Origin of the sequence: Desulfosporosinus hippei DSM 8344 (assembly GCF_900100785.1) — a bacterium.
Taxonomy (GTDB): Bacteria; Bacillota; Desulfitobacteriia; order Desulfitobacteriales; family Desulfitobacteriaceae; genus Desulfosporosinus; species Desulfosporosinus hippei.
Genome location: NZ_FNCP01000021.1, coordinates 1 through 21200, shown reverse-complemented (window position 1 = coordinate 21200; position 21200 = coordinate 1). Strand labels below are relative to the sequence as shown.

Here is a 21200-nt window from a genome sequence, read left to right as displayed (position 1 = left end):
TATGAATATGCTTTTACATGAGTTAAGGGTCTATAAGAAGAATACAATAATCTGGTCGTTGACATTATCAGGATTAGTCCTTCTCTTCCTCTCCATGTTTCCCTCCATTTCCAGAGAAGCAGAAGAGTTCAAAAGGTTAATGGAGGGTTTTCCGGAGGCGATTAGAATGGCCCTAGGGCTTTCTGTGGAGAGTATTGGTTCAATTTTAGGCTTCTATTCCTATGTCTTCTTGTATATATCCCTTTTTGGAGCAATCCAAGCAATGCTCTTAGGCATGTCAATCCTATCTAAAGAAGTGCGGGAAAAAACTGCGGATTTCCTATTAACTAAGCCCGTTACCCGTAATCAAATCGTAACTTCCAAGCTATTAGCTGCCTTTCTCTCCTTAGTATTCACAAACATCCTTTACTTAGGAGCAGCAACTCTTATGGCCTCTTATGTCGAAACAAATGAGTTCAGTATTAAGATATTTCTGCTGTTGTCGTTAACTTTATTCTACCTGCAGCTTATTTTCCTGGCCTTGGGAATTTTTGTTTCCTTGTTAATCCCTAAGCTCAAATCAGTCCTATCTGTTTCCTTGGGTATGGTCTTTGCTTTTTTTATGATAGGAGCTTTTGCTTCAACAACCGGGGATGATGCCTTACGTTATCTTACGCCATTTAAATACTTTGATTTTACCTATATAATTCAAAATTCAAGTTATGAACCTTCATTTATCTTCGTAGCGATAGGTTTTATAGTGATTGCCATCCTAGCTAGCTATTATATTTATGCCAAGCGCGACATCCATGCAGTATAGCAAGGAAAAGATATCTGTGAAGTAAAAGGGAGGAGGCTTAACTATGAACGTTTTTGTTCGAGAAATGAGAGCTAACCGAAAAGCTCTGATTATTTGGTGCATTGGTGTCGCACTGTTAATCTCAAGTAGTATGGGCAAATATGCAGGACTTTCTGCCTCGGGTCAATCAATCAATGACCTGTTAACTCAGATGCCCCACTCCCTTAAAGTGGTTATGGGTATGGGAAGCTTTGACTTAACAACCGCTGTAGGATACTATGGAGTTCTTTTTATCTACTTAGCAGTAATGGCTACCATTCATGCAGCTATGTTAGGAGCAAACATAATCTCTAAGGAGGAACGTGACAAAACCGCAGAGTTTCTGTTCGTAAAACCAGTTTCCAGGAACACAATTATCACGTCAAAACTACTGGCCGCTCTCGTTAACATAGTAGTCTTTAATCTTGTGACCTATGCCAGCTCAATCCTCATGGTGCAACAATTCAGCCAAGGGGAAGGGGGCAGCGGGGAGATAACCAGACTTATGATTGGAATGTTTGTTTTACAATTGTTTTTTCTGGTTGTCGGTTCTGCGATTGCCGCTAAGAGTAAGCATCCTAAGACTGCTCCCGCCCTTGCCACAGGAATACTGTTATTTACGTTTATATTATCGATTGCCATTGATCTTAATAACAAGCTCGAGTTCTTGAGGTTTTTTACACCCTTTAAATATTATGACGCCAAAAATCTTATGTATGACAGAGGCTTTGAGACTGTTTATGTCCTCATATCAGTGGGGGTTATTGCTGTGTTGTTGATGGCTACTTATGCTTTCTATAAAAATAGGGATCTGAAAGTCTAATAGACTAGTGAATGTTGGAGAGCCTAAACTAGTTGTTTTCCTTCGTAGAGAATTTAGCAGCAAGCTTTGAACAGATTTTTTCCAGACGATTGTAAGTGGAAATACAGTAATTCTTATAAACTCTTGAAAAAAGTTTAAGCCGGAAACGTCATTATTGAACGTTCCGGCTTAAAAAAATTCAAGAATCGAATCCTATTCAGTTTAATCATCCGTATATCACTCAAGCTACAATCTTTTAAAAAGTGTTTGTAAAAAACAATATTTCTATCCTTATTAACGAACACACAGCCGAAAATTAGACCGTGACTTTATCCATCCAGCTGAATTCATCAGGGACGCTGCCATACTGAACGCCAGTGACGAAATCAAAGAGCTTTTTGGCAAATTCACCTGTTTGGTTATTATTAATGTTAATTTTTTGGCCCTTCCAGGAAAGCTCGCCCACCGGGGAAATGACTGCAGCAGTGCCTGTGCCAAAGACCTCTTGAAGTTCTCCTTTGGCATGAGCCTCATACACTTCTTCAATTGAAATTTGGCGCTCAGTTGTTTTTAATCCCCAGCTTTGGGCTAATTCCAGCACAGTTTGCCGGGTTATGCCACCTAAGATACTCCCACTTAGCTCAGGGGTAATTATCTCATCGTTGATCTTAAAGAAGATATTCATGGTGCCAACCTCTTCAACATACTTACGATGTACTGCATCCAACCATAATACCTGATCAAACCCTTGCTCATGAGCTTCGGCTTGAGCGTTAAGACTCATGGCATAATTGGCCGGAGTTTTGGCTTGACCCAAGCCACCTTTAGTAGCCCGGACATACTTATCCTCTACTTTGATGCTGACAGGATTAAAACCATTAGAGTAATAGGCACCTACAGGAGAGAGAATAATAAATAATTTATAAGTACTGGAAACCTTAACCCCTATGTAACCGTCAGTAGAAACGATAAAGGGTCTTATATAAAGGGAAGTACCAAGTTTACTGGGTACCCATGCTTTGTCCAATTCTAAGAGCTGGAATAAACCTGCTTTTACTTCTTCAACATTAATCTGAGGAATGCAGAGATGACTAGCTGATCTATTGAAGCGATTCAGATAATGATTTGCTCTAAATACAGCTATCTGATCGTTTGACGTTCGGAAGGCTTTCATCCCTTCGAAGATTGCTTGCCCATAATGAAAAACAATGGTTGCAGGAAGGAATGAAAACTCACCGTAAGGAACTATCCGTGGGGAATGCCATCCTTTACCCTCCTCGTAGTCCATTATGAACATATGATCAGTAAAGATCTTTCCAAAACCCAATTGATCATCGGTGGGTAATACTCCAGCCTGTTCTACTTTACTTACAGAAATCTCAGTCATAACTATGCCTCCAAAACTCATTTATGTACCTACTAAATCATAATCCTTGAAAGTTAGTTCTTCAATACCAGAGGAGCAAGAATTTTGCTGAAACACCATGTATATTGTGTACATGGTGATTGTTTAGTATCATATTCTCAAATTATCTTTGCACAATCCTGCTAGAGACTAGCTTTGGAAAATTTTAAGTATAAAAATAGTTTAGCAGATTTTATTGAAGTAAGCGAACGGTATTATTTATCGACGATTAGTACCCCGATAAGTTATATCACTGATCAACTGATTAACTAATTAACAACATGAATGTAATCTTTGCTTGACAGATCCTCTATAACAGGATAGAATTTCTTAAACATAAAACCTTTGAACAAGAGAAGTACGAGAAGTCGGGTGTATTTAGAGAGTTGCAGGCGGTGAGATTGCAGCAGCATAGATTTTTCCGAATGGGCTTGTGAGGGCAACTTGAAACTGCTGGGCAGGAGTAGACGTTGACGGGAACCCCGTCCGTTATCAGTGGGGTGCATATGATGGTATGCAAAATGAGTGGGCGATTTTTTGGGTCGTCAACTAGGGTGGTATCGCAGAAGTTTAAAAGCTTTTGTCCCTTTATGGGGACAGAAGCTTTTTTGTTTTTTTTACGAGCCAACACTCATACAGCTAACCGTCACCTATAGGAATGAGAAACGAATTTTAGGAGATGAAAGGAGTTTTCACATTGTTAGCAAGAGGTGATATTGGATGGTCTTTGTACTAAAGCAGAATGTTTCGCCAGAGCAGATAAACCTGTTCGTTGAAAAGATTGAAGCAGAGGGATATTCCACCTTTATAAGCACAGGAACGGAGCATACTGTCGTATGTCTGATTGGCAACACCGCCAAAATAGATCTGGATTTTATTGTTCAAACTAACGAAATTGTGGAATACGGCAAGCGAGTGACTGAGCCCTATAAGGCAGTAAATCGTACCGTCCATCCGGAAGATACCCTAGTTAAAGTAGGCAATATAACCTTCGGAGAGAGATTCTTTCAAGTTATATCCGGTCCCTGTTCAGTTGAGAGTGAGGAACAGATCGTCCAAATTGCCAAATCCGTCAAGGAAAGTGGGGCGACATTATTAAGGGGAGGTGCCTTTAAACCTCGAACCTCCCCTTATGCCTTCCAGGGACTACAAGAAACAGGTATTAAGTTTCTGCTGACTGCTAAGCAAGAAACCGGATTGCCTATTGTTACAGAGATCATGAATCAGACACAATTGCCCTTGTTTGAGGAAGTAGACGTCATTCAGATTGGTGCGCGCAATATGCAAAATTTTGATCTGCTCAAGGAAGTCGGACGGTCAAAAAAGCCGGTTTTGCTGAAAAGAGGCTTATGCAATACCATTGAGGAATTTTTAATGAGTGCAGAATATATTATGTCTGAAGGAAACTCACAGATCATATTATGTGAAAGAGGAGTACGCACCTTTGAAACTATGACAAGAAATACTTTGGATATTTCTGCAGTTCCACTTTTAAAACAGAAATCACATCTGCCGGTAATTATTGACCCCAGCCATGCGGCGGGAATTCGTAGTTTGGTTGCCCCCTTATCTAAGGCTGCCCTTGCCGTTGGGGCCGACGGTGTTATGATCGAGACCCATTATAACCCTGCCAAAGCCTTAAGTGATGGTGCCCAGACCCTAGATTTAGAACAGTTTGACTCTCTGATGAAGGATCTAAAGAAGAGAGCAGCCTTTGAAGGAAAGGCTGGTATCTAAACTCAAAAACTTAAATAAAGCTATAAACCATTGAAGCGGAGATAACGTTATTTCGTGCACTTACAGAGAGCAGGAGAAGCTGAGAACCTGCAGAACGCAGTATAGCAAATGGACCGCTGAGGGCGCAATGAAACGGATTTTTCCGGAGTACCCTGTGACGCAGCACAAGCGTTAAGATGTGAGGAATATGTTAGTATTCTTTGAAGATTGCCGACGAAATGTCGGCAAAGCAAGGTGGTACCGTGAGTCAGTAATTTGCTCGCCCTTGACAATTGATTGTCAAGGGCGAGTTTTTTTATTCAGTCAAACGCATTCAAGCAAAGATTAGAAGAGAAAGGAGTAAATCATATGTTAAGACCAAGCTTAGAGCAAGCAAAAATCATCGCTCCAGGGTATACAATAATCCCCGTTTCCCGAGAGATATATGCCGATATCAAAACTCCCATCGCCTTACTAAAAGCTATCAATTCTATCAGTCACCGCTATTATCTCTTGGAAAGTGTTGAGGGGGGTGAGGTCTGGGGCAGATACTCGTTTTTAGGGTTTGACCCGGTGACCCAGGTTACTTGCAAGGATAATAATATCGAAATTGACAATGGGACTATTATCAAGTTGAGGGGACAAGACCCAACAGCAGTAGTCAGGGAAATCTTGGCCCAGTATAAATCCCCCAGCTTTGACTTTCTACCACCCTTTACCGGGGGATTTGTGGGCTATTTTGCTTATGATTATATTAAATACTTCGAAAAGACCCTGCAACCTAAAAACAGGGATGAAGATCACTTTAATGACCTGGAATTAATGCTTTTTGATAAGGTCATCGCCTATGATCACTTGAAACAAAAGATCAATATCATCATTAATATTAGAACAGATGCTTTAGAAGAAGGTTATCGCAAAGCAAGCTTTGAAATCGATAACATTATTAAATTAATTAAGCAAAACGTTACTGAAGTCCTTAATAAGCCTCTCTTAAAGTCTGAAATTCAACCTGATATTACTCGAAGTGAATATCAAGAGATGGTCAGAAAAGCGAAAGAATATATCATTGATGGGGATATATTCCAAGTTGTATTGTCCAGGCGTTTTAAAGCTGAAATGACCGGCAGCCTAATGGACACCTACAGAGTATTGAGAACGACGAATCCTTCTCCCTATATGTTTTTTATTAAAACCAAAGATATTGAGATAGCCGGGACATCACCGGAAACTCTAGTCAAGCTTCAAAATGGAAAATTGGCTACTTTTCCCTTAGCCGGAACCAGGCCCAGAGGAGCTAATGAAGAAGAAGATAAACAGATTGAGCAGGAATTGATGGAGGATGAAAAGGAACTCAGTGAGCACAACATGTTAGTGGATTTGGGAAGAAACGATTTAGGGCGAATCAGCAAATTTGGCAGTGTCAAAGTGAACAATTATCTAAAAATCTTACGCTTCTCCCATGTTATGCACATTGCGTCTGAAGTGAACAGTGAGATAAGAGAGGGCAAAGACGCCATGGATGCGATCATGTCGGTTCTGCCTGCCGGGACTCTTTCCGGGGCACCGAAAATCCGGGCCTGTGAAATCATCGACGAACTAGAGAATACTCGCCGGGGAATCTATGGTGGCGCTATAGGCTATATCGACTTTTCCGGCAACATGGACACTTGTATCGCCATCAGAATGGCTGTAAAAAAGGAGGATAAAGTCTACGTGCAGGCTGGAGCAGGTATCGTGGCAGACAGTGTACCGGAAAATGAAAGTCTGGAGTGTGAAAATAAAGCAATGGCCGTGATAAACGCCTTGAAGCTCTCTCAGGAGGTGATGGATTAATGATCTTATTAATCGACAACTATGACAGTTTTTCCTATAATCTCTTTCAACTAATTGGAGAAATAAATGAAGATATAAAAGTAGTGCGCAATGATGAGCTTAGTGTTCAGGAAATAAAGGCCTTAAAAGCGACCCATATTGTTATTTCACCCGGCCCTGGTTTTCCTGCTGACGCAGGGATCTGTGAGGAAGTCATTAGTCAACTAAAAGAAACCACCCCAATCCTGGGAGTATGCTTGGGTCATCAGGCGATCTGTGAGGCCTTTGGAGCTAAAATAATTCACGCCCGGAAGGTTATGCACGGCAAAAAGAGCACAATCCATATCGCCAATGGCAACGAGATCTTCAGAGGGCTCCCTCCGATCATAGAGGCAGCCAGATATCATTCCTTAATTGCCGAAAAATCGGGTATCCCGGATGAGCTTTTAGTGATCGCTGAGGATAAGAACGGTGAAATTATGGGGGTCAAACATCGGGATTATGAGGTTTATGGCGTCCAGTTTCATCCGGAATCTATCCTGACACCCAAAGGGAAACTAATTATAGCCAACTTTCTTGGCCTAGGGGGCAGAGAATAATGATTACAAATGCGATTTATAAAATAGTTAACGGACAAGATTTGGATCTGGAAACCACAAAAGCTGTCATGGAGCAAATCATGAACGGAGAGGCAACCAATGCCCAAATAGGATCATTTCTGACAGCCATGAGAATGAAAGGGGAAAGTATCGAGGAAATAACAGCCAGTGCCATGGTCATGCGCGAAAAGTGCACAAAGCTCAAAACGGAAATGGATGTCCTGGATATTGTGGGAACCGGGGGAGACGAAGCTAATACTTTTAATATCTCCACAATCAGTGCTCTGATCGTATCTGCTGCCGGAGTACCTGTTGCTAAACACGGAGGACGATCTGTCTCCAGCAAATGCGGAAGTGCGGATTTATTGGAAGCTTTAGGTGTCAAGATTGACATCAGCGCAGAAAAGAGCGAAGAAATACTGCGCAAGATTGGCTTATGCTTCATGTTTGCTCCGACATACCATGCCTCCATGAAATACGCAGCACCGGTTCGGCGGGAATTAGCCATTAGAACTCTCTTCAATATCTTAGGCCCCTTAGCAAACCCTGCCGGTGCCAATACTCAACTGCTGGGGGTTTACGACGAGAATTTAGTGGAGCCTTTAGCCAGAGTGCTTTTAAATCTGGGGGTAAAGAGAGCAATGGTGGTGCATGGACATGACGGTCTGGATGAAGTTACCCTATGCAGCACAACCACTGTTTGTGAAGTCTTTGCAGGTAGGTTAAACAGCTTCTTTCTTGACCCGGAGCAATTAGGATTTACAAAGTGTTCACCCGCAGAGCTTGTGGGAGGAAATCCTGAAGAAAACGCGCAAATTGCCCTGGATATCTTAAATGGACAGAAGGGTCCTAAGCGTGACATTGTCTTACTGAACACTGCTCTCTGTTTGTATATGTTTCATAGTCATACGACTCTCCGCGATTGTGTCAGGCTGGCCGCAGAGATTATCGACAGTGGAAAAGCAAAAGCACAGCTGGAAAAATTTATTACCCTGTCCAATGAGGTAAAGCTATGATACTGGATGAAATTGTCCTCTATACCATTGAAAGAGTCAAAACATTAAGAGCAAGCAAGTCATTTGCGGAGATAAGGGAAGCAGCCCTGGCTATTAAGTCTGAAAAGCCATTTGCCTTTGAAAAAGGACTAGTCAATCCAGGCATTGCCTTCATTTGCGAGGTGAAAAAAGCCTCCCCGTCTAAGGGGATAATTAGTGCGTCCTTTGATTATGTAGGAATAGCTGAAGAATATGAAAAAGCCGGCGCTGATGCAATTTCTGTACTGACAGAACCAAAATTCTTCTTGGGCAGTGATAAATATTTAACGGAAATTAAAGATCGAGTGAAAATACCTCTACTCCGCAAAGATTTTGTAATTGATAGTTACCAAATTTATGAGGCGAAAATCATTGGTGCGTCGGCAGTTCTGTTAATCTGCTCCTTACTTAATACGAACAAGCTACGGGAATATATTCAGATTGCTGATAGTTTAGGCCTTTCTGCCCTGGTAGAAATCCATACTGAAGCGGAGATTAAGTCAGCTTTGCAAGCCGGTGCCCGAATTATCGGTATTAATAATCGGAACTTAAAGACATTTGAAGTTGATTTGCAAACAACAATCTCCCTTCGGCATCTGGTGCCTAAAGAGGTGATACTTGTCTCGGAAAGCGGGATTCAAACAACAGAAGATATAAAAATCCTGGGCCAAAGTAAGGTCAATGCTGTATTGATTGGCGAAGCATTTATGAGAAGTGATAATAAGGCTGAAGTTATGAAGGGTCTAAGGGGTTAAGGGGGGAGTGAGGGATGACCAAAATTAAAATTTGCGGACTGACCAGAGAGTGTGATATAGAGGCGGTTAATGAGGTGAAGCCAGACTACGTGGGCTTTGTGTTTGCTGAGAGTAAACGTAAGATTACACCGCAAAGCGCCTATAGTTTGAGGAATCTTCTCGATAAAGAAATCCAAACCGTGGGGGTTTTTGTGGATGAGAATATTGACTATATCCTAGATATCTGTTCCAAGGGTATCATTGATCTGATCCAACTTCATGGCAAGGAGAATCAGACCTATATCGAACAACTTAGGGCAAAAAGCTCAAAACCGGTTATCAAAGCAGTCCGAGTGCGTTCCCCAGCTGATCTTAAAGCTGTGGAGACAATGGACTGCAAATACCTCTTGTTTGATACCTATTCCGCTAAAAGCCCAGGAGGAACGGGAGAAACATTTGATTGGACTATTATCGACGGAGTCAAAGCTCCATTTTTTCTGGCCGGTGGCTTAAACTGCTCTAATGTTTTGCAGGCCATAAAGGCTGTCGAGCCCTTTGGTGTAGACATAAGCAGTGGGGTTGAAAACGCTGGGTTTAAGGATAAAGCCAAAATAAGAGAAATCGTGTCATTGATCAGGCAAAGAGCCTAAACATACCGGGAAAACTGCTGGGATGACCAGGCAAAGCATAATAAGAAAGCACGCCGATTTATTTCGGCGTGCTTTTGTGAAACTATCTATTATTTGAAATAGCGGTCAAGCAATCCTTTAAAGGCCTTACCGTGTCGTGCTTCATCTTTACACATTTCATGAACAGTATCATGAATTGCATCTAAATTGAGCTTTTTAGCTAAAGTAGCAAGATCTTTCTTCCCTTGAGTTGCACCATATTCTGCATCAACTCGTACCTGAAGATTTTTCTTGGTATCAGCATCCACAACTTCACCTAATAGTTCAGCAAATTTGGCGGCATGCTCGGCTTCTTCCCAGGCAATTCGTTTGTAAGCTTCAGCAACTTCAGGAAAACCTTCTCTATCCGCTTGACGGCTCATAGCTAGGTACATGCCAACTTCTGTACATTCGCCAACGAAATTAGCTCTTAACCCTTCGATGACTTCCGGGTCAACCCCTTGAGCTATTCCTACTTTATGCTCATCTGCCCATTGCAGAACTCCTTCGACTTTTTCAGCAAACTTATCTTTTTGAGCCTTACATTGTGGGCAATTGTCAGGAGCCTCATTTCCCTCATGGATGTAACCGCAGATACCGCATACAAATTTTTTCATTATTAACTTCCTCTCCTTTTTAAATGTTTTATCTTTATTGTTTGTTAATCGCTTGCGCTCTTTACATTTATTATTATATTATAATTATTATAAAAGTCAAGAGTCTTTCTGAAAATTTTTTTAATCTTTTTTGGTCGGGCTTGCTAATGCTTCAAGGGATGATTTGCTGGATAAGAAAAGATAAGAGATTTGGGTGTTTGAATTCTAAGTGGGTTATCGATAAGCGAATACTTTATAATAATATTTGACGCCATGAAATATTACCAGTTCCATAGGCAACATTATAAAGTGCCAAAAGCATGATATAAAATCTCCGTATTAATATCAAAAACCTTTGCTTATCTACCTAAAGATAATAACAAAGGTTTTTGTCTAACAAGGATTGTTTAAACAGAGCTATACGCTTTTAATCTCGCTGATTGCCGTGTCTGCACCACAACTGGGGCATATGTAGTGATAGCCGGGGATACTCATTTCGATTGACTCAATGTCATTGTCACTAAAATCGTTGATTTTATCTTGCCCTAACTCTTTTAAGGTGACTGAGTCCCACTCTATTCCGCTATGGACAGTATGGCAGTATGGACATTTGTAATTCATCCTTAACACTCACTTTCTTATGGCATTCTGTTGTCCGTCATCACCAATATGCTCGACTAATTCTCTCATCATACGACGAGCTGTTCGATAGTTTTCATAGACTTCATCTGAAGGTCTTTCATCTCCATAGATCCGCCAGCCCTGAGTTCTTTTGTAAGGAAGGGGTTGAAGTCCCATGAACCCTAAAACGTCTTTTAAGGGATAGCCCAAGAAAACCCCGATTTCATGAGGGAATTTACGGGATAAGATCCTATGCTTCAAGACTTGCAAATAGCTGTCTAATGAATATTGCGTTGGATAGCTCAAAGATCGCAGGAATTGTTGAATAGCTCTTTGACTTAATACGGAATCCAAGAGATCCTTTTGATAAAACATTACTTGCAGCTGTCCATTAAGTTTCCGAATTTCCCTAATCTGCAGTGCCTTAGGACGAGTAAATAGGATCTTGAATTTACTCCAGTCCACTTGATCATTATAGGACACATTCATAAGTACTGAAGGTTTTATTCTCAGGACAAGAGGGGCAAGATTTTCTATGAGAAAAAGGCGCTTTTTCTGAGAAGTGCTATCGTTGGCCCAGGCTATGAGGTCAGCCAGATGTGTGATATCTACTCCATGTTCTAACTGCTCCAGCATGTCGATCTCCTTTGAAAAGTATTTCCTAGTCCATACTATAGGGTTTGCCGACATGCCATATTTATTCCTTTTACTTTGAAAGCCCCTAAGACACTCTTAAGAATACTAGACCTGATAGACAGGGCGGCTTCGATCCACAGGAGTGAACCCATTGCATGGAGAGGCGGTAAAGCCCACAAGCTTACCTGGGGAAGCGGAGCCACGGGTTCACACCAGGTATTACCCGGAGGTTTTGGCACGAAAGTGTCCGGTGGACATTTTCGCTGAAGCGGCTATCTCCAAAGAATACTTATCCGCTGAAGATAGCTCCCAGGTCAGCGCGTGGGCCAGCCTCGGAGTGCTGATTGACACGAAGACACTGTCTTCGCACGAATTAGCTGGTCTTGCAGGATGTGGGCGAAGCCGCCCTGCCCGAGCGCCCCAATTTTGATCCATCTATTTCTTGAATTTGGATCAAATAGAGGATTAGGGGAGATAATCTCGAAATAATAATAAGTAATTTGCGATTATTGAACTAAAATATATACCATACTAACACTAGAATAACTCAAAGGGGCGCTATCAATGGAACAAGTCTTAATTAAAACGAATCAATTAACCAAACGGTATGGCCCTGTTTCTGTCGTTAAAGGCCTTAATCTGGAAGTTAAAAGCGGTGAGATATTCGGATTTCTGGGGCCGAATGGTGCCGGTAAAACAACAACCATCAAAATGCTGACGGGCCTCTTGGATCCCAGTGAAGGAGAGGCTTATATTGGCAATTATGAAATCAGCAAGCAACCTACCCAAGCCAAAGCGCTGATGGCTTATGTGCCAGATCAGCCTAAGTTATATGGTAAGCTTTCGGCACGAGAGTTCTTGTACCTTATTTCTGCACTTTATCGTGTACCTAAAAATGTAATGAAAGAAAGAGCAGACCAACTGCTGGAGTTGTTTGGACTCAAAGGCCGGGCTGATGAATTGTTAGAAGGATACTCTCATGGTATGCGCCAGAAAGTAGTGTTAGCTTCAGCGCTTATCCATCAGCCTAAAGTGATTCTTCTGGATGAGCCTACTGTAGGTCTTGACCCGGCAAGCGCCCGTCTGTTGAAGGATGTACTACAGGAGATGGCCAGGCAGGGGGCGGCAGTTTTTGTCTCTACTCATATTTTAGAAATTGCCGAGAGAATGTGTCATCGTGTCGCGATTCTTAAGGATGGTCAACTTATTGCTCAAGGGAGCCCCGAAGAACTTCGCCAGAAGGTTGGGCATGGAGGAGAAAGCTTGGAAGATATCTTCCTGGAGCTGACGGGTGGTCATGAAAACGCTGAACTCATTAAAAGCCTAGAGGAGGGATAAGCCATGAAAATAATTCTACCTTCACCTTTGGCAGATCCCCCATTGGGTCAATCCTTTAGACAAGATTTTATCTTGCTGCTTAAAAACCAAATGCTTGTTAGTTGGAATAAGATGAGGCATCGGCCAATTGGTGCCTTACTGGGTTTGGCTGTTCTGGTATTAGGACTACTGGCTTTGCTTAGCTCCTTAGGCTATTTTGCTTATGGTGCTTTGAAAACAATGCCTCCCCAGACGGTTAAGGGGTTTCTTTCTTTGTTATTTATGGGTGGATTAGCAAGTCAGGTTTTTTTCGGAATTACCGCTGCTTTTGCTGCCCTTTATATGTCCGAGGATTTAGAGCTGTTGTTTATGGCACCGGTCTCAATTAAAGCTGTTTTTGCCGTCAAATCGTTAGCTGTAGTTGGAAGTAATTTTCTGACGGCATTGTTATTTGCTTTCTTACCGGGGGTTTTTTATGGATTGCTCTTTCAAGCGGAAGCATCATTTTACATTCTGGTCGCCTTGGTGGGCCTTGGAATTTGGGCATTGGGTACGGCAATTGCAGAGCTGATTAATCTGTTGATCATGAGAATTGTTCCTCCCCATCGAAGCAAAGAAGCTGTAGGTTTTATCGGGGCTTTGGCAGGGATTTTGATAGCAATAGTTTTTCAAATCCCCAATTTATTAATTAACAGCGAGGAAGAATTGAGTCTGGGTGCCTGGATAGCCGGGCAGGAGCAAATGCTGGGGATTATGGACTACTTTCCTTGGGGGTGGGGTTCACTTGCCTTAGTTTCGGGGATATCCGGGGACTTTATTGCTGGATTGGGTTGGAGTTTACTAATAATGGTTGTCGGGGTACTTCTTTTTCTCCTAGCCTTTAATTTAGTCGAACGGGGTTTTCGCCGGGGATTTATTTCCCTTAGCCAAGGCGAAGGTGGCAGACGGCGTCGAAAAGGGATTTCTGCAGAGCAAGGAAAAGTCCATCCTCAACGAGAGCTTGCTTCATATTCTCTATTCGAAAAAGAAGTCAGCCATACTGCTCCTCCCTGGTTTGGAATGTGGGCGGTGGCTAAGAAAGATTTGCTTTCCATGAAGCGTGATACACGTGAATGGTTCGGTTATTTAGTGCCCTTAATTATCATGCTGTTTTTTGTTGGGCAATTTCTTTTTTCTCAGGTAAAATCCAGCCAAGCTTCTTTGATAACAGTATTAATCATGTACACAGTTATGTTCAGTGGGAATTTGGCTTTGCAATCTTTTGGCAGAGAAGGAGAATCAGACTGGCTGTTGAATAGTGTTCCCCTTGCCGGTTGGCCTGTAGTCTGGGGGAAATTATTGGCGGCTATTCTGCCAACATTAGTGTTAATGGAAACTTTGTTAGTTGGTACTGCCTTAGCTATAGGGGTTTCGACAAGTTTGATCTTTGCCCTGGCATTTGGAGCTGTGCTATTGTCCCTGGGATCAAGCGCCATTGGTCTCTTTTATTCCATCAACAATTGTCGCTATAATCCAGACACTCCACAACAGCGTATTTCTCCGGGTGCCTCCTTGTTTATGTATCTCATTAACCTGTTTTTTATCCTCTTGTTGGCCTTAGGTCTGATCTATGTGTTTCTACCTGAAGAGCTAATCGTAATGCTTAGAGACCTTCCGCCGGTAACCTTTGAAGGAGGTTTTTTATCCGGGGTAAGCTATGTTCTTTATCTTTTAAGCAGGCCGCTGCTCTGGACGACATCATTACGAATAATCTTGGGGATAGTCGTCACCAGTGGGGTGTGGTCGTTAATGTTTTTTGGGTTTATGGCTGCCACAGTTCGGCAAAGCAGGAAGGGTTTTCGGGTTGAACTTGTCACGGGCAGTAAGAAGAAAGGGCTTTGGAAAAAGCGTAAAACACAAATAAGCTAAAGTAGAATTTGTTCTTGAACCCACAGTGTAATGTCCTGTTTAGGTTGGTAGGAATTAAATCAGGGTTCCGCCTTTTGCTTCTAATCAGTTGGCCCCTGGAAGGATTAAAGCCACTGTTTTTGGTGGCTTTACAGTCTCAAATGGATAAACTTTAATCTTGTTTCTAGTTGAAAGACAGATAAAATAAGCTATAATTAGAGAAACATGTTCTCAAAACCAATCCAGAAAGCACCTGCCAATAACAAGGGATCTATGTGCTGGTTATAGTCTTTATACCAAAGATAGTGTTTTTATAAAAACGAGGTGCTTGTACTGAGCAATGAAGATTACTTAACTTTAAAACTGGAATGGACGAAACTGCGAATCGAGAAATTGGATGAAATCGAAGCAAAACTTCGCAAAATGAAAGAACTCGCTGAGTTTGCCAGAGATTATAAACTTAGCAAGAAGCAAATTGATTTGGTTAACGCGAAGATCCATAAATTTCAGCAGGAAATTCTAGATTTAGATGAACAAAGCCGAACTTTTTGGCTTGATGCTCATTAATTGTTATAAGGAGGGATCAAATTTGGACATAGCTGCCATGTCAATAATCCTTAATCAAAATAAAGTCCAAGAACAATCCAGTCTGGCGGTCATGAAAATGGCCATGGATGTTGCTGCTAATCAGAATGAATCAATCATTGCGATGGATGGTGGCATGACTAAGGCCATGGAGACATCTATTCAACCTTTCTTAGGAGCAAACTTAGATATTAAAGCTTAATAATAACACAAGGAAAGGTCTAAACAGCTTGCTAATGAATAATGGACAGGAGAAGCTTTGGGGAAAGAAGCCCAAAGCTTTTCCTGTCCATTTCTATGTAAATCTAGAATATTAATTAGCATACAGGCTATAATATCTCACATCAAGGAGGGATGTTATTTTGAAAGATAGAGTTTACCAAGGATTTATCGGAGGGGTGCTGGGGGCAATTGTCATGAATCTTATTGATTGGACAATGTATCTGATTGGATTCCATCAAGAGCGCTTGTTTGATTGGGCTTCTATAGTTGTATTCGGTAGGCTACAGTCAGGAACAGGGGAATTAATTTTTGCTCAGATTGCGCAAGTTTTTTTCTCGGGATTTATTGGCATTCTCTTTTATTACCTAATAGTTAATAACCATAAACTCTTGTTTAAGGGCTGGGTTTTTAGCGTTTTGGTCTGGTTTTTCTTATACGGTTTAGCAATTGGATTCGAATTACCACATCTAAAAGACCGGACTTTGCTGGCAGGTATATCGCATTTTATCTCTGCTTCTGCCTTTGGGTTAACACTTAGTTATTACCGAATTAGAGCGATGGTTTAAGCTTAGCTTAAAATATGAAAGAAAAGAAAAATGAAAAAAATATCGAATTGTAGATGAAGCTGTAATGTTGTGATAAACTGTGCGAGGCAAAAAAACATTCAAAGGGTTAATTGAAGGAGAGGGTATCTTATTAAAGAAGTAATGGAGATCAGAGAAAGTTCAATAGCTGACCCAGGGCCCCTGGGGTTAGCAGCCTTTGCACTCACAACCTTTATTCTTAGTATGTCGAATGCTCACTTTGTTCCTAGTGAGATGGGGGCTTTGTTTGTTCCCCTAGGTCTGTTTTATGGAGGAATGTGTCAAGTCTTAGCTGGAATGTGGGAATTCAAAAAGAACAATACTTTTGGTGCTACAGCATTTACAACCTATGGTGCATTTTGGATAGGATTAAGTACTACGGTACTTCTTGAGACCCTAGATGTTCTGAATTTCGGTTCATTTGGTCATGAAGCAATCGGGCTGTATTTAATAGCCTTTACAATCTTCAATACCTACATGTTAATAGGAACGTTTAGAATTAGTAATGCTTTAGTCGCAGTTTTTTCCTGTCTCGAAGTGACCTTTATTCTGTTGGATTTAGCAGAATTCGGAATTATATCTAGCGTTCCCGGAGGTATATCTAGCGTTCCCGGAGGTATATTTGGCTTAATTACCGCTGCCTGCGCATGGTATGCCTCCGCAGCCGGCGTTCTCAATCCTTTATACGGACGAGCACTTTTACCTACTGGACCGAGGGGATTTGCTGTCCAGAAAAAATAAGTAGTAGGATATTTAGGTTCATTTATTTGCCCATATAGAACCCCAGGCACGCCTTGGGGTTCTTTTCTTATCCCTCAGGGACAAGAAAACGTTAACAATTGTCGAATAATGTATCTCTCTGAGATAATAGATAGTAATTTCTTTATTAATTATAATATAGTAGAATTCATGTCGTAATTTTTTCATTAGAAAATAAATATAAAAATTGGGTAGTGAGGTGCCGGAGTTGTTTTTATTTCGCAAAAGGACGAATGAATCACGTAAGGGACAACATCAAGATTACGAAAAAGATTACGAGAAGTTTTATCAGAGTTTAAGGGAATATGATTTTAACAGTAAGCTGAATGTTGACATCCATTCGTCTAGTCCAATACACCCTATTGTAGAAATCATAAATCGAGTCATGGCTGACCGCCAAGGGGCTATTAAGCTATCCTTGGAAGAGCTCGATAAAACGGTTCAAGACCTTACCAGTATGACATCTATTCGTGAGATGCTAATGCAATTAAATGAACAGACTATTCAACTTGCAAATCTTTCCGAACAAGCTGAACAATTAGGTGCGGCAGCCAATGAGGTTGCGGAATCGTCAACGAACTCTTCAGAATTTGTTGAACATGCTACAAGGGCAGCTGCCTCTAGTGGGGAAAAAATTGAGCAAGCTATACAATTTGTAGAACAGTCCTTTGATGAGTTTGGGCTGGTAAGTCAGAAAGTTCAAGAAGTGTTAAGTTCAATGGAGGAGATAGAGCAAATTGTTGGGGTAATCTCAGGAGTTGCTGATCAAACCAACCTTTTAGCTCTTAATGCTGCTATTGAGGCAGCACGTGCCGCTGAACATGGACGAGGATTTGCAGTGGTTGCAGATGAAGTGCGCAAATTAGCAGAGTATACAAAAGGCTCCGTCTCAGATATAAGTCGCAAAATTTCTGCATTAAGTAATAATTCTATTGAAACTACCAATAAAATACAAGCCCTTTCTCAGACTATGCAGAACGGAAAGGCAGTTATGCAGGAGTCTGCAGAGTCAATGCAAAGTATTATTCAAAGCTTCAATGCGGTAACTCAAGATATACATAGTATTGCTGCCGGAAGTGAAGAGCAAAGTGCATCAATTGAAGAATCCTCCAGAAGTATAACAGGAACTTCTAAGGCATCAGAAGAGATTAATCAGATTGCCAAGAAAACGGGTCAAGGAATTTATAATATCAGCAAATCATTGCAAAAAATAAGGCTTCAGGAGATTAAAAGAATTCCTGAACTGGACACAAATCAGGCTTTGGAACTGTGCAAAACCGATCATCTACTTTGGACTTGGCGAATCTATAATATGATCTTAGGGTTTGAGAATATCAAGGCAAGTGAGGTTGGTGATCATCATGAATGTCGGTTAGGTAAATGGGTAGATAGTCTTGATACCCAGAAACTTAGCAACTTGTCCTCGCTTAAACGTCTGGAGTCTCCCCACGAAAAAGTTCATAGTCTTGCCCGCCAAGCTGCTCTAGAGTATGAAAAAGGGAATATGGAAAAGGTCGAACAGATTCTGGTTGAAATGACTCAAGCATCCGAAGAGGTTGTTGCTTTGTTAAATCAACTTCAGAACGAGTGCAAATAGGTTACCTTTATAGCAGTAGAATGAATGAGAATGGATTGACCTCCATTCTTATTTTTTTTCTCAAGTTAAAAGTTCTGACTATTTAAATATTCAATATTGTTTTTGAGAATTTGCTTATAGTTAAAAGGTATTGGGTATTAAATGTCGAATCATAGTGCTTAATGTAGATGCCGTTAAGAGGGGTAATAATATGACTAGGGCAATTGAGCATAATACTTTGAATCAATCTCACATAACGGATAAAACTCAGACTCAGAAAGAACTGAAAGATCGCAATGAGCGTTTAGAGCTGGTACTTGAGGCAACGGGAGCAGGTGTTTGGGATTACGACTTGGTCAATAATAGAAATTATATAGACAAACGGTGCAAGGCAATTTTGGGCTATGAAGAGAATGAGATAACTGACGAGCTAGAAGAATGGAGAAGTCGTTGGTACATCGAAGACAGTGAAAAAATAGCTGAAGCAATACGCTTATGTGAAGAAGGCAAGACTGATCAATTTGATCTAGAATATCGCCTGCAGCACAAAAATGGCTCATATCTTTGGGTAAGGTCAATTGGGAGATTTATTTATAATGAACAATGTGAACCGATTCGGGCGGTAGGTACAATTTCTGATATAACTAAATATAAAGAAGCCGAAGACCGGATTATTGAAAACGAGAACAAGTTTAAAGACTTTGCCCGAGCAATTCCTGATGTGAGCGCAATTGTTGATGAGGATGGGCGATATATTGAGGTCTTTGGTAATAAGAAGCATACTCTTATGCCTAACCTAGAAATGGTGGGTCGTACATTCCACGAACTATTTCCCGCTGAGCTAGCGGATTTAATGCTTGAAGATATCCGACTGGTAATTGAAACTGGGGAGAATCGAAGCATGATTCGCGAAATGGATATTGGGTCTGTGAAACGCTATTTCGAGGGGCGTACAGCTCCGATGCAATATCAAGTAAATGGGAAGAAGACAGCAGTTGTTGTTGTATCTGACATAACCGAGCGCTATGAAGTTGAGCGCATGTTGAAATTCACCTATGAACTGCAGCGTAAAAGTGACTTTATTAATGATATTCTTAGTGGAAACATAAGCTTAACTGAAAAAACCCTTGAAATGGCTGAAAAATTGAAGATTAATTTCCGGGGTTCTTTATGTTGTTTTTTGATCAATGTTCTTGGACATAGCGATAAAGATCAAAAGGATCAGAGAATAAATGACCATTCTAAGCAGATGGTGAATCGACTTATTTATCTTATTAGTAATAATACTAACTATTTGGTATGGAATAATTGCGACAAGATCGGAGTGTTGTGTGAAAGTAATTTGATTAACGATAGCAATACTCCTAAAGATTTGACTCAAAGTAGTATTATGACAGCATCCGAACTCAAAGCATTTTTAAGCAATGCTGAGCATGGTCTGACTATTTCAATTGGGATAAGTGATTTCCATTCAGGTATTGACTGTATAAAAAATAGTTATAAAGAGGCCTGGAACACGCTTATTTCAGCCCAATGTCAAATTCACAAGGATGGCGGAGTCTTTCATTATAAAGATGTTGGTTTATTCCAGATATTGTCGTTAATCTATGAACAAGATTATTCGTCAGAGTTTGTTCGAAAAATGATAGGTTGTATAATAGATTATGACAAAGAAAAAGGTTCCGATTTATTGATTACCTTAGAAGAGATTCTGCAAAGCAACAACTTGAAAGATGCTGCTAACAGATTATATATACACTATAAAACATTGGTTTTCCGCAAACGACGTATTGAAGAGATTCTTGGAGTATCACTGGAGAGTGTTGATACCAGGTTAGCGCTTGCGGCAGCTATCAAATTGCATAGATTGATTAACACATCAATCAGCCTACTTAAAAGAACTCCTAAAAGAGGAGGGTAATCGGTAATGACTACACTGACTATTAACAATTACTCTATTCCCTATGAAGAGCGCAGGAGTTCACGTTATCGAAGAATTACACTTAGTATTCTTGAAGATCGAGTTCGTATTTCTGCTCCTGTCAATGTATCTCTTAAGCAACTAAATGACTTGTTAGCCTCCAAGCAAGAATGGATCCTAAAACATTGGCTGGCCAAACAAGCCGCCCTGAAACCACCGGCTAAGTATATTGATGGGGAGCACTTCTCCTATCGTGGGAATAGAATCGAATTAAAACTTAAGAGGCATACTGGGAAAATGATAAGAGTCTCTTTAGAGGAACAGCAACTTTTCGTCGATTTACCTCAAGATTTACCCCAACAGGAAGTTGAGTTGAATATTAAGGCGGCTTTAATTTCATGGTATAAAGCTCAGGCCCGTAAGTTTCTAAAGGAGAGGCTGGATAGATATGCCAAACAAATGCAGGTGTCCTATAAGAATTTTCGGCTTAAGTATCAAAAAACAAGTTGGGGAAGCTGTTCAAGTAAAGGTAATATTAATCTGAATTGGCGAATTATCATGGCCCCAGATAAAGGAATTGATTACATTATAATTCATGAATTAGCCCACTTGACTTATCTCAATCATTCTAAACAGTTCTGGCAAAGGGTTGAGGATTATATGGAGGACTACACTGTGTGGAAATTGTGGTTTAAGACTAATGGACAAAAATTAAGGCTTTAATGTAAGGTAATTAATTGGTCTAATCAAAGTATGTTAAAGACACAAAGAAAAAGATAAAGAATTCAGGCGTAGACATGTTGTCTACGCCTCAGACCGTAGACAAAAAGGTGCCTTATGCCAAGTGCAAGGCACCTTTTTTGATTTTAGTAAAAAACAGGAAATCAAAAAAGAATCTATAACGAT

22 protein-coding genes and 1 other annotated feature are annotated in these 21200 nt (G+C 40.8%); of the genes, 18 read left to right on the top strand and 4 right to left on the bottom strand.

Annotated features, from left to right (window positions below; translation table 11 throughout):
• Position 1: 1 nt before the first annotated feature.
• Positions 2-799 (top strand): ABC transporter permease subunit, encoded by a 798-nt coding sequence (locus BLS16_RS16305; RefSeq protein WP_092334736.1) that lies wholly within the window; start codon positions 2-4, stop codon positions 797-799.
• Positions 800-842: 43 nt separating this feature from the next.
• Positions 843-1640, top strand: a complete 798-nt coding sequence (locus tag BLS16_RS16300; protein WP_092334735.1) for an ABC transporter permease subunit — start codon at positions 843-845, stop codon at positions 1638-1640.
• Between the two features lie 295 nt (positions 1641-1935).
• Here the strand turns inward: BLS16_RS16300 and BLS16_RS16295 are convergent, their stop codons facing one another.
• The gene (locus tag BLS16_RS16295) at positions 1936-3006 is read right to left on the bottom strand and encodes a branched-chain amino acid aminotransferase (RefSeq protein ID WP_092334734.1); all 1071 of its coding nucleotides are present in this window, start codon (positions 3004-3006) and stop codon (positions 1936-1938) included.
• 354 nt (positions 3007-3360) lie between these two features.
• Positions 3361-3615: a binding site (T-box leader), on the top strand.
• 129 nt (positions 3616-3744) lie between these two features.
• Here BLS16_RS16295 and aroF point away from each other — a divergent pair.
• The 6 genes from aroF (at position 3745) to BLS16_RS16265 (ending at position 9572) form a co-directional block, all read left to right on the top strand.
• Positions 3745-4761 (top strand): 3-deoxy-7-phosphoheptulonate synthase, encoded by a 1017-nt coding sequence (gene aroF / locus BLS16_RS16290; RefSeq protein ID WP_092334733.1) that lies wholly within the window; start codon positions 3745-3747, stop codon positions 4759-4761.
• 348 nt (positions 4762-5109) lie between these two features.
• Positions 5110-6576 carry an anthranilate synthase component I gene (gene trpE, locus BLS16_RS16285; protein WP_092334732.1) on the top strand — a complete coding sequence of 489 codons (1467 nt, stop codon included), beginning with the start codon at positions 5110-5112 and terminating at the stop codon, positions 6574-6576.
• Complete coding sequence (locus BLS16_RS16280; protein ID WP_092334731.1) at positions 6576-7154, top strand: anthranilate synthase component II; 579 nt, start codon at positions 6576-6578, stop codon at positions 7152-7154. The genes trpE and BLS16_RS16280 overlap by 1 nt, the downstream gene beginning before the upstream one ends.
• On the top strand, positions 7154-8170 hold the full coding sequence (trpD, locus tag BLS16_RS16275) for an anthranilate phosphoribosyltransferase (protein WP_092334730.1): 1017 nt from the start codon (positions 7154-7156) through the stop codon (positions 8168-8170). Before BLS16_RS16280 ends, trpD begins: the two co-directional genes overlap by 1 nt.
• Positions 8167-8943 (top strand): indole-3-glycerol phosphate synthase TrpC, encoded by a 777-nt coding sequence (gene trpC, locus BLS16_RS16270; protein WP_092334729.1) that lies wholly within the window; start codon positions 8167-8169, stop codon positions 8941-8943. Before trpD ends, trpC begins: the two co-directional genes overlap by 4 nt.
• A gap of 14 nt (positions 8944-8957) precedes the next feature.
• Complete coding sequence (locus BLS16_RS16265; protein WP_092334728.1) at positions 8958-9572, top strand: phosphoribosylanthranilate isomerase; 615 nt, start codon at positions 8958-8960, stop codon at positions 9570-9572.
• An 89-nt stretch (positions 9573-9661) separates the two neighbouring features.
• On the opposite strand, the gene BLS16_RS16260 is transcribed toward BLS16_RS16265, so the two are convergent.
• The 3 genes from BLS16_RS16260 to BLS16_RS16250 form a co-directional block, all read right to left on the bottom strand.
• On the bottom strand, positions 9662-10207 hold the full coding sequence (locus BLS16_RS16260) for an NADH peroxidase (RefSeq protein WP_092334727.1): 546 nt from the start codon (positions 10205-10207) through the stop codon (positions 9662-9664).
• A gap of 396 nt (positions 10208-10603) precedes the next feature.
• Positions 10604-10807 (bottom strand): hypothetical protein, encoded by a 204-nt coding sequence (locus tag BLS16_RS16255; RefSeq protein ID WP_034597182.1) that lies wholly within the window; start codon positions 10805-10807, stop codon positions 10604-10606.
• Positions 10808-10816: 9 nt separating this feature from the next.
• Positions 10817-11443, bottom strand: a complete 627-nt coding sequence (locus BLS16_RS16250) for a DUF3793 family protein (RefSeq protein WP_092334726.1) — start codon at positions 11441-11443, stop codon at positions 10817-10819.
• A 151-nt stretch (positions 11444-11594) separates the two neighbouring features.
• Here BLS16_RS16250 and BLS16_RS23755 point away from each other — a divergent pair, with 151 nt between their 5' ends.
• From BLS16_RS23755 to BLS16_RS16200, 10 genes are all read left to right on the top strand, one after another.
• Positions 11595-11873, top strand: a complete 279-nt coding sequence (locus BLS16_RS23755) for a hypothetical protein (RefSeq protein WP_092334725.1) — start codon at positions 11595-11597, stop codon at positions 11871-11873.
• A 134-nt stretch (positions 11874-12007) separates the two neighbouring features.
• Positions 12008-12781: an ABC transporter ATP-binding protein gene (locus BLS16_RS16240; protein WP_092334724.1), complete on the top strand. Its 774-nt coding sequence runs from the start codon at positions 12008-12010 to the stop codon at positions 12779-12781.
• Between the two features lie 3 nt (positions 12782-12784).
• On the top strand, positions 12785-14668 hold the full coding sequence (locus BLS16_RS16235) for a putative ABC transporter permease subunit (protein ID WP_092334723.1): 1884 nt from the start codon (positions 12785-12787) through the stop codon (positions 14666-14668).
• 303 nt (positions 14669-14971) lie between these two features.
• The gene (locus tag BLS16_RS16230) at positions 14972-15214 is read left to right on the top strand and encodes a hypothetical protein (RefSeq protein WP_092334722.1); all 243 of its coding nucleotides are present in this window, start codon (positions 14972-14974) and stop codon (positions 15212-15214) included.
• Between the two features lie 22 nt (positions 15215-15236).
• Positions 15237-15434: a YjfB family protein gene (locus BLS16_RS16225; RefSeq protein ID WP_176786205.1), complete on the top strand. Its 198-nt coding sequence runs from the start codon at positions 15237-15239 to the stop codon at positions 15432-15434.
• Positions 15435-15594: 160 nt separating this feature from the next.
• The gene (locus BLS16_RS16220; protein WP_092334720.1) at positions 15595-16020 is read left to right on the top strand and encodes a hypothetical protein; all 426 of its coding nucleotides are present in this window, start codon (positions 15595-15597) and stop codon (positions 16018-16020) included.
• Between the two features lie 141 nt (positions 16021-16161).
• Positions 16162-16779: an acetate uptake transporter gene (locus BLS16_RS16215; RefSeq protein WP_092334719.1), complete on the top strand. Its 618-nt coding sequence runs from the start codon at positions 16162-16164 to the stop codon at positions 16777-16779.
• A 226-nt stretch (positions 16780-17005) separates the two neighbouring features.
• On the top strand, positions 17006-18394 hold the full coding sequence (locus tag BLS16_RS16210) for a methyl-accepting chemotaxis protein (RefSeq protein ID WP_092334718.1): 1389 nt from the start codon (positions 17006-17008) through the stop codon (positions 18392-18394).
• A 190-nt stretch (positions 18395-18584) separates the two neighbouring features.
• Complete coding sequence (locus BLS16_RS16205; protein ID WP_092334717.1) at positions 18585-20294, top strand: PAS domain S-box protein; 1710 nt, start codon at positions 18585-18587, stop codon at positions 20292-20294.
• A gap of 6 nt (positions 20295-20300) precedes the next feature.
• Positions 20301-21017 carry a M48 family metallopeptidase gene (locus BLS16_RS16200; RefSeq protein WP_092334716.1) on the top strand — a complete coding sequence of 239 codons (717 nt, stop codon included), beginning with the start codon at positions 20301-20303 and terminating at the stop codon, positions 21015-21017.
• Positions 21018-21200 lie beyond the last annotated feature (183 nt).

Coding starts and splice junctions, on each gene's coding strand:
- BLS16_RS16265 (WP_092334728.1), top strand. CDS start 8,958: ATGACCAAAATTAAAATTTGCGGACTGACCAGAGAGTGTGATATAGAG.
- BLS16_RS16280 (WP_092334731.1), top strand. CDS start 6,576: ATGATCTTATTAATCGACAACTATGACAGTTTTTCCTATAATCTCTTT.
- BLS16_RS16235 (WP_092334723.1), top strand. CDS start 12,785: ATGAAAATAATTCTACCTTCACCTTTGGCAGATCCCCCATTGGGTCAA.
- BLS16_RS16305 (WP_092334736.1), top strand. CDS start 2: ATGAATATGCTTTTACATGAGTTAAGGGTCTATAAGAAGAATACAATA.
- BLS16_RS16240 (WP_092334724.1), top strand. CDS start 12,008: ATGGAACAAGTCTTAATTAAAACGAATCAATTAACCAAACGGTATGGC.
- BLS16_RS16215 (WP_092334719.1), top strand. CDS start 16,162: ATGGAGATCAGAGAAAGTTCAATAGCTGACCCAGGGCCCCTGGGGTTA.
- BLS16_RS16250 (WP_092334726.1), bottom strand. CDS start 11,443: ATGCTGGAGCAGTTAGAACATGGAGTAGATATCACACATCTGGCTGAC.
- BLS16_RS16205 (WP_092334717.1), top strand. CDS start 18,585: ATGACTAGGGCAATTGAGCATAATACTTTGAATCAATCTCACATAACG.
- BLS16_RS16260 (WP_092334727.1), bottom strand. CDS start 10,207: ATGAAAAAATTTGTATGCGGTATCTGCGGTTACATCCATGAGGGAAAT.
- trpC (WP_092334729.1), top strand. CDS start 8,167: ATGATACTGGATGAAATTGTCCTCTATACCATTGAAAGAGTCAAAACA.
- trpD (WP_092334730.1), top strand. CDS start 7,154: ATGATTACAAATGCGATTTATAAAATAGTTAACGGACAAGATTTGGAT.
- BLS16_RS16200 (WP_092334716.1), top strand. CDS start 20,301: ATGACTACACTGACTATTAACAATTACTCTATTCCCTATGAAGAGCGC.
- BLS16_RS16300 (WP_092334735.1), top strand. CDS start 843: ATGAACGTTTTTGTTCGAGAAATGAGAGCTAACCGAAAAGCTCTGATT.
- BLS16_RS16295 (WP_092334734.1), bottom strand. CDS start 3,006: ATGACTGAGATTTCTGTAAGTAAAGTAGAACAGGCTGGAGTATTACCC.
- BLS16_RS16255 (WP_034597182.1), bottom strand. CDS start 10,807: ATGAATTACAAATGTCCATACTGCCATACTGTCCATAGCGGAATAGAG.
- aroF (WP_092334733.1), top strand. CDS start 3,745: ATGGTCTTTGTACTAAAGCAGAATGTTTCGCCAGAGCAGATAAACCTG.
- trpE (WP_092334732.1), top strand. CDS start 5,110: ATGTTAAGACCAAGCTTAGAGCAAGCAAAAATCATCGCTCCAGGGTAT.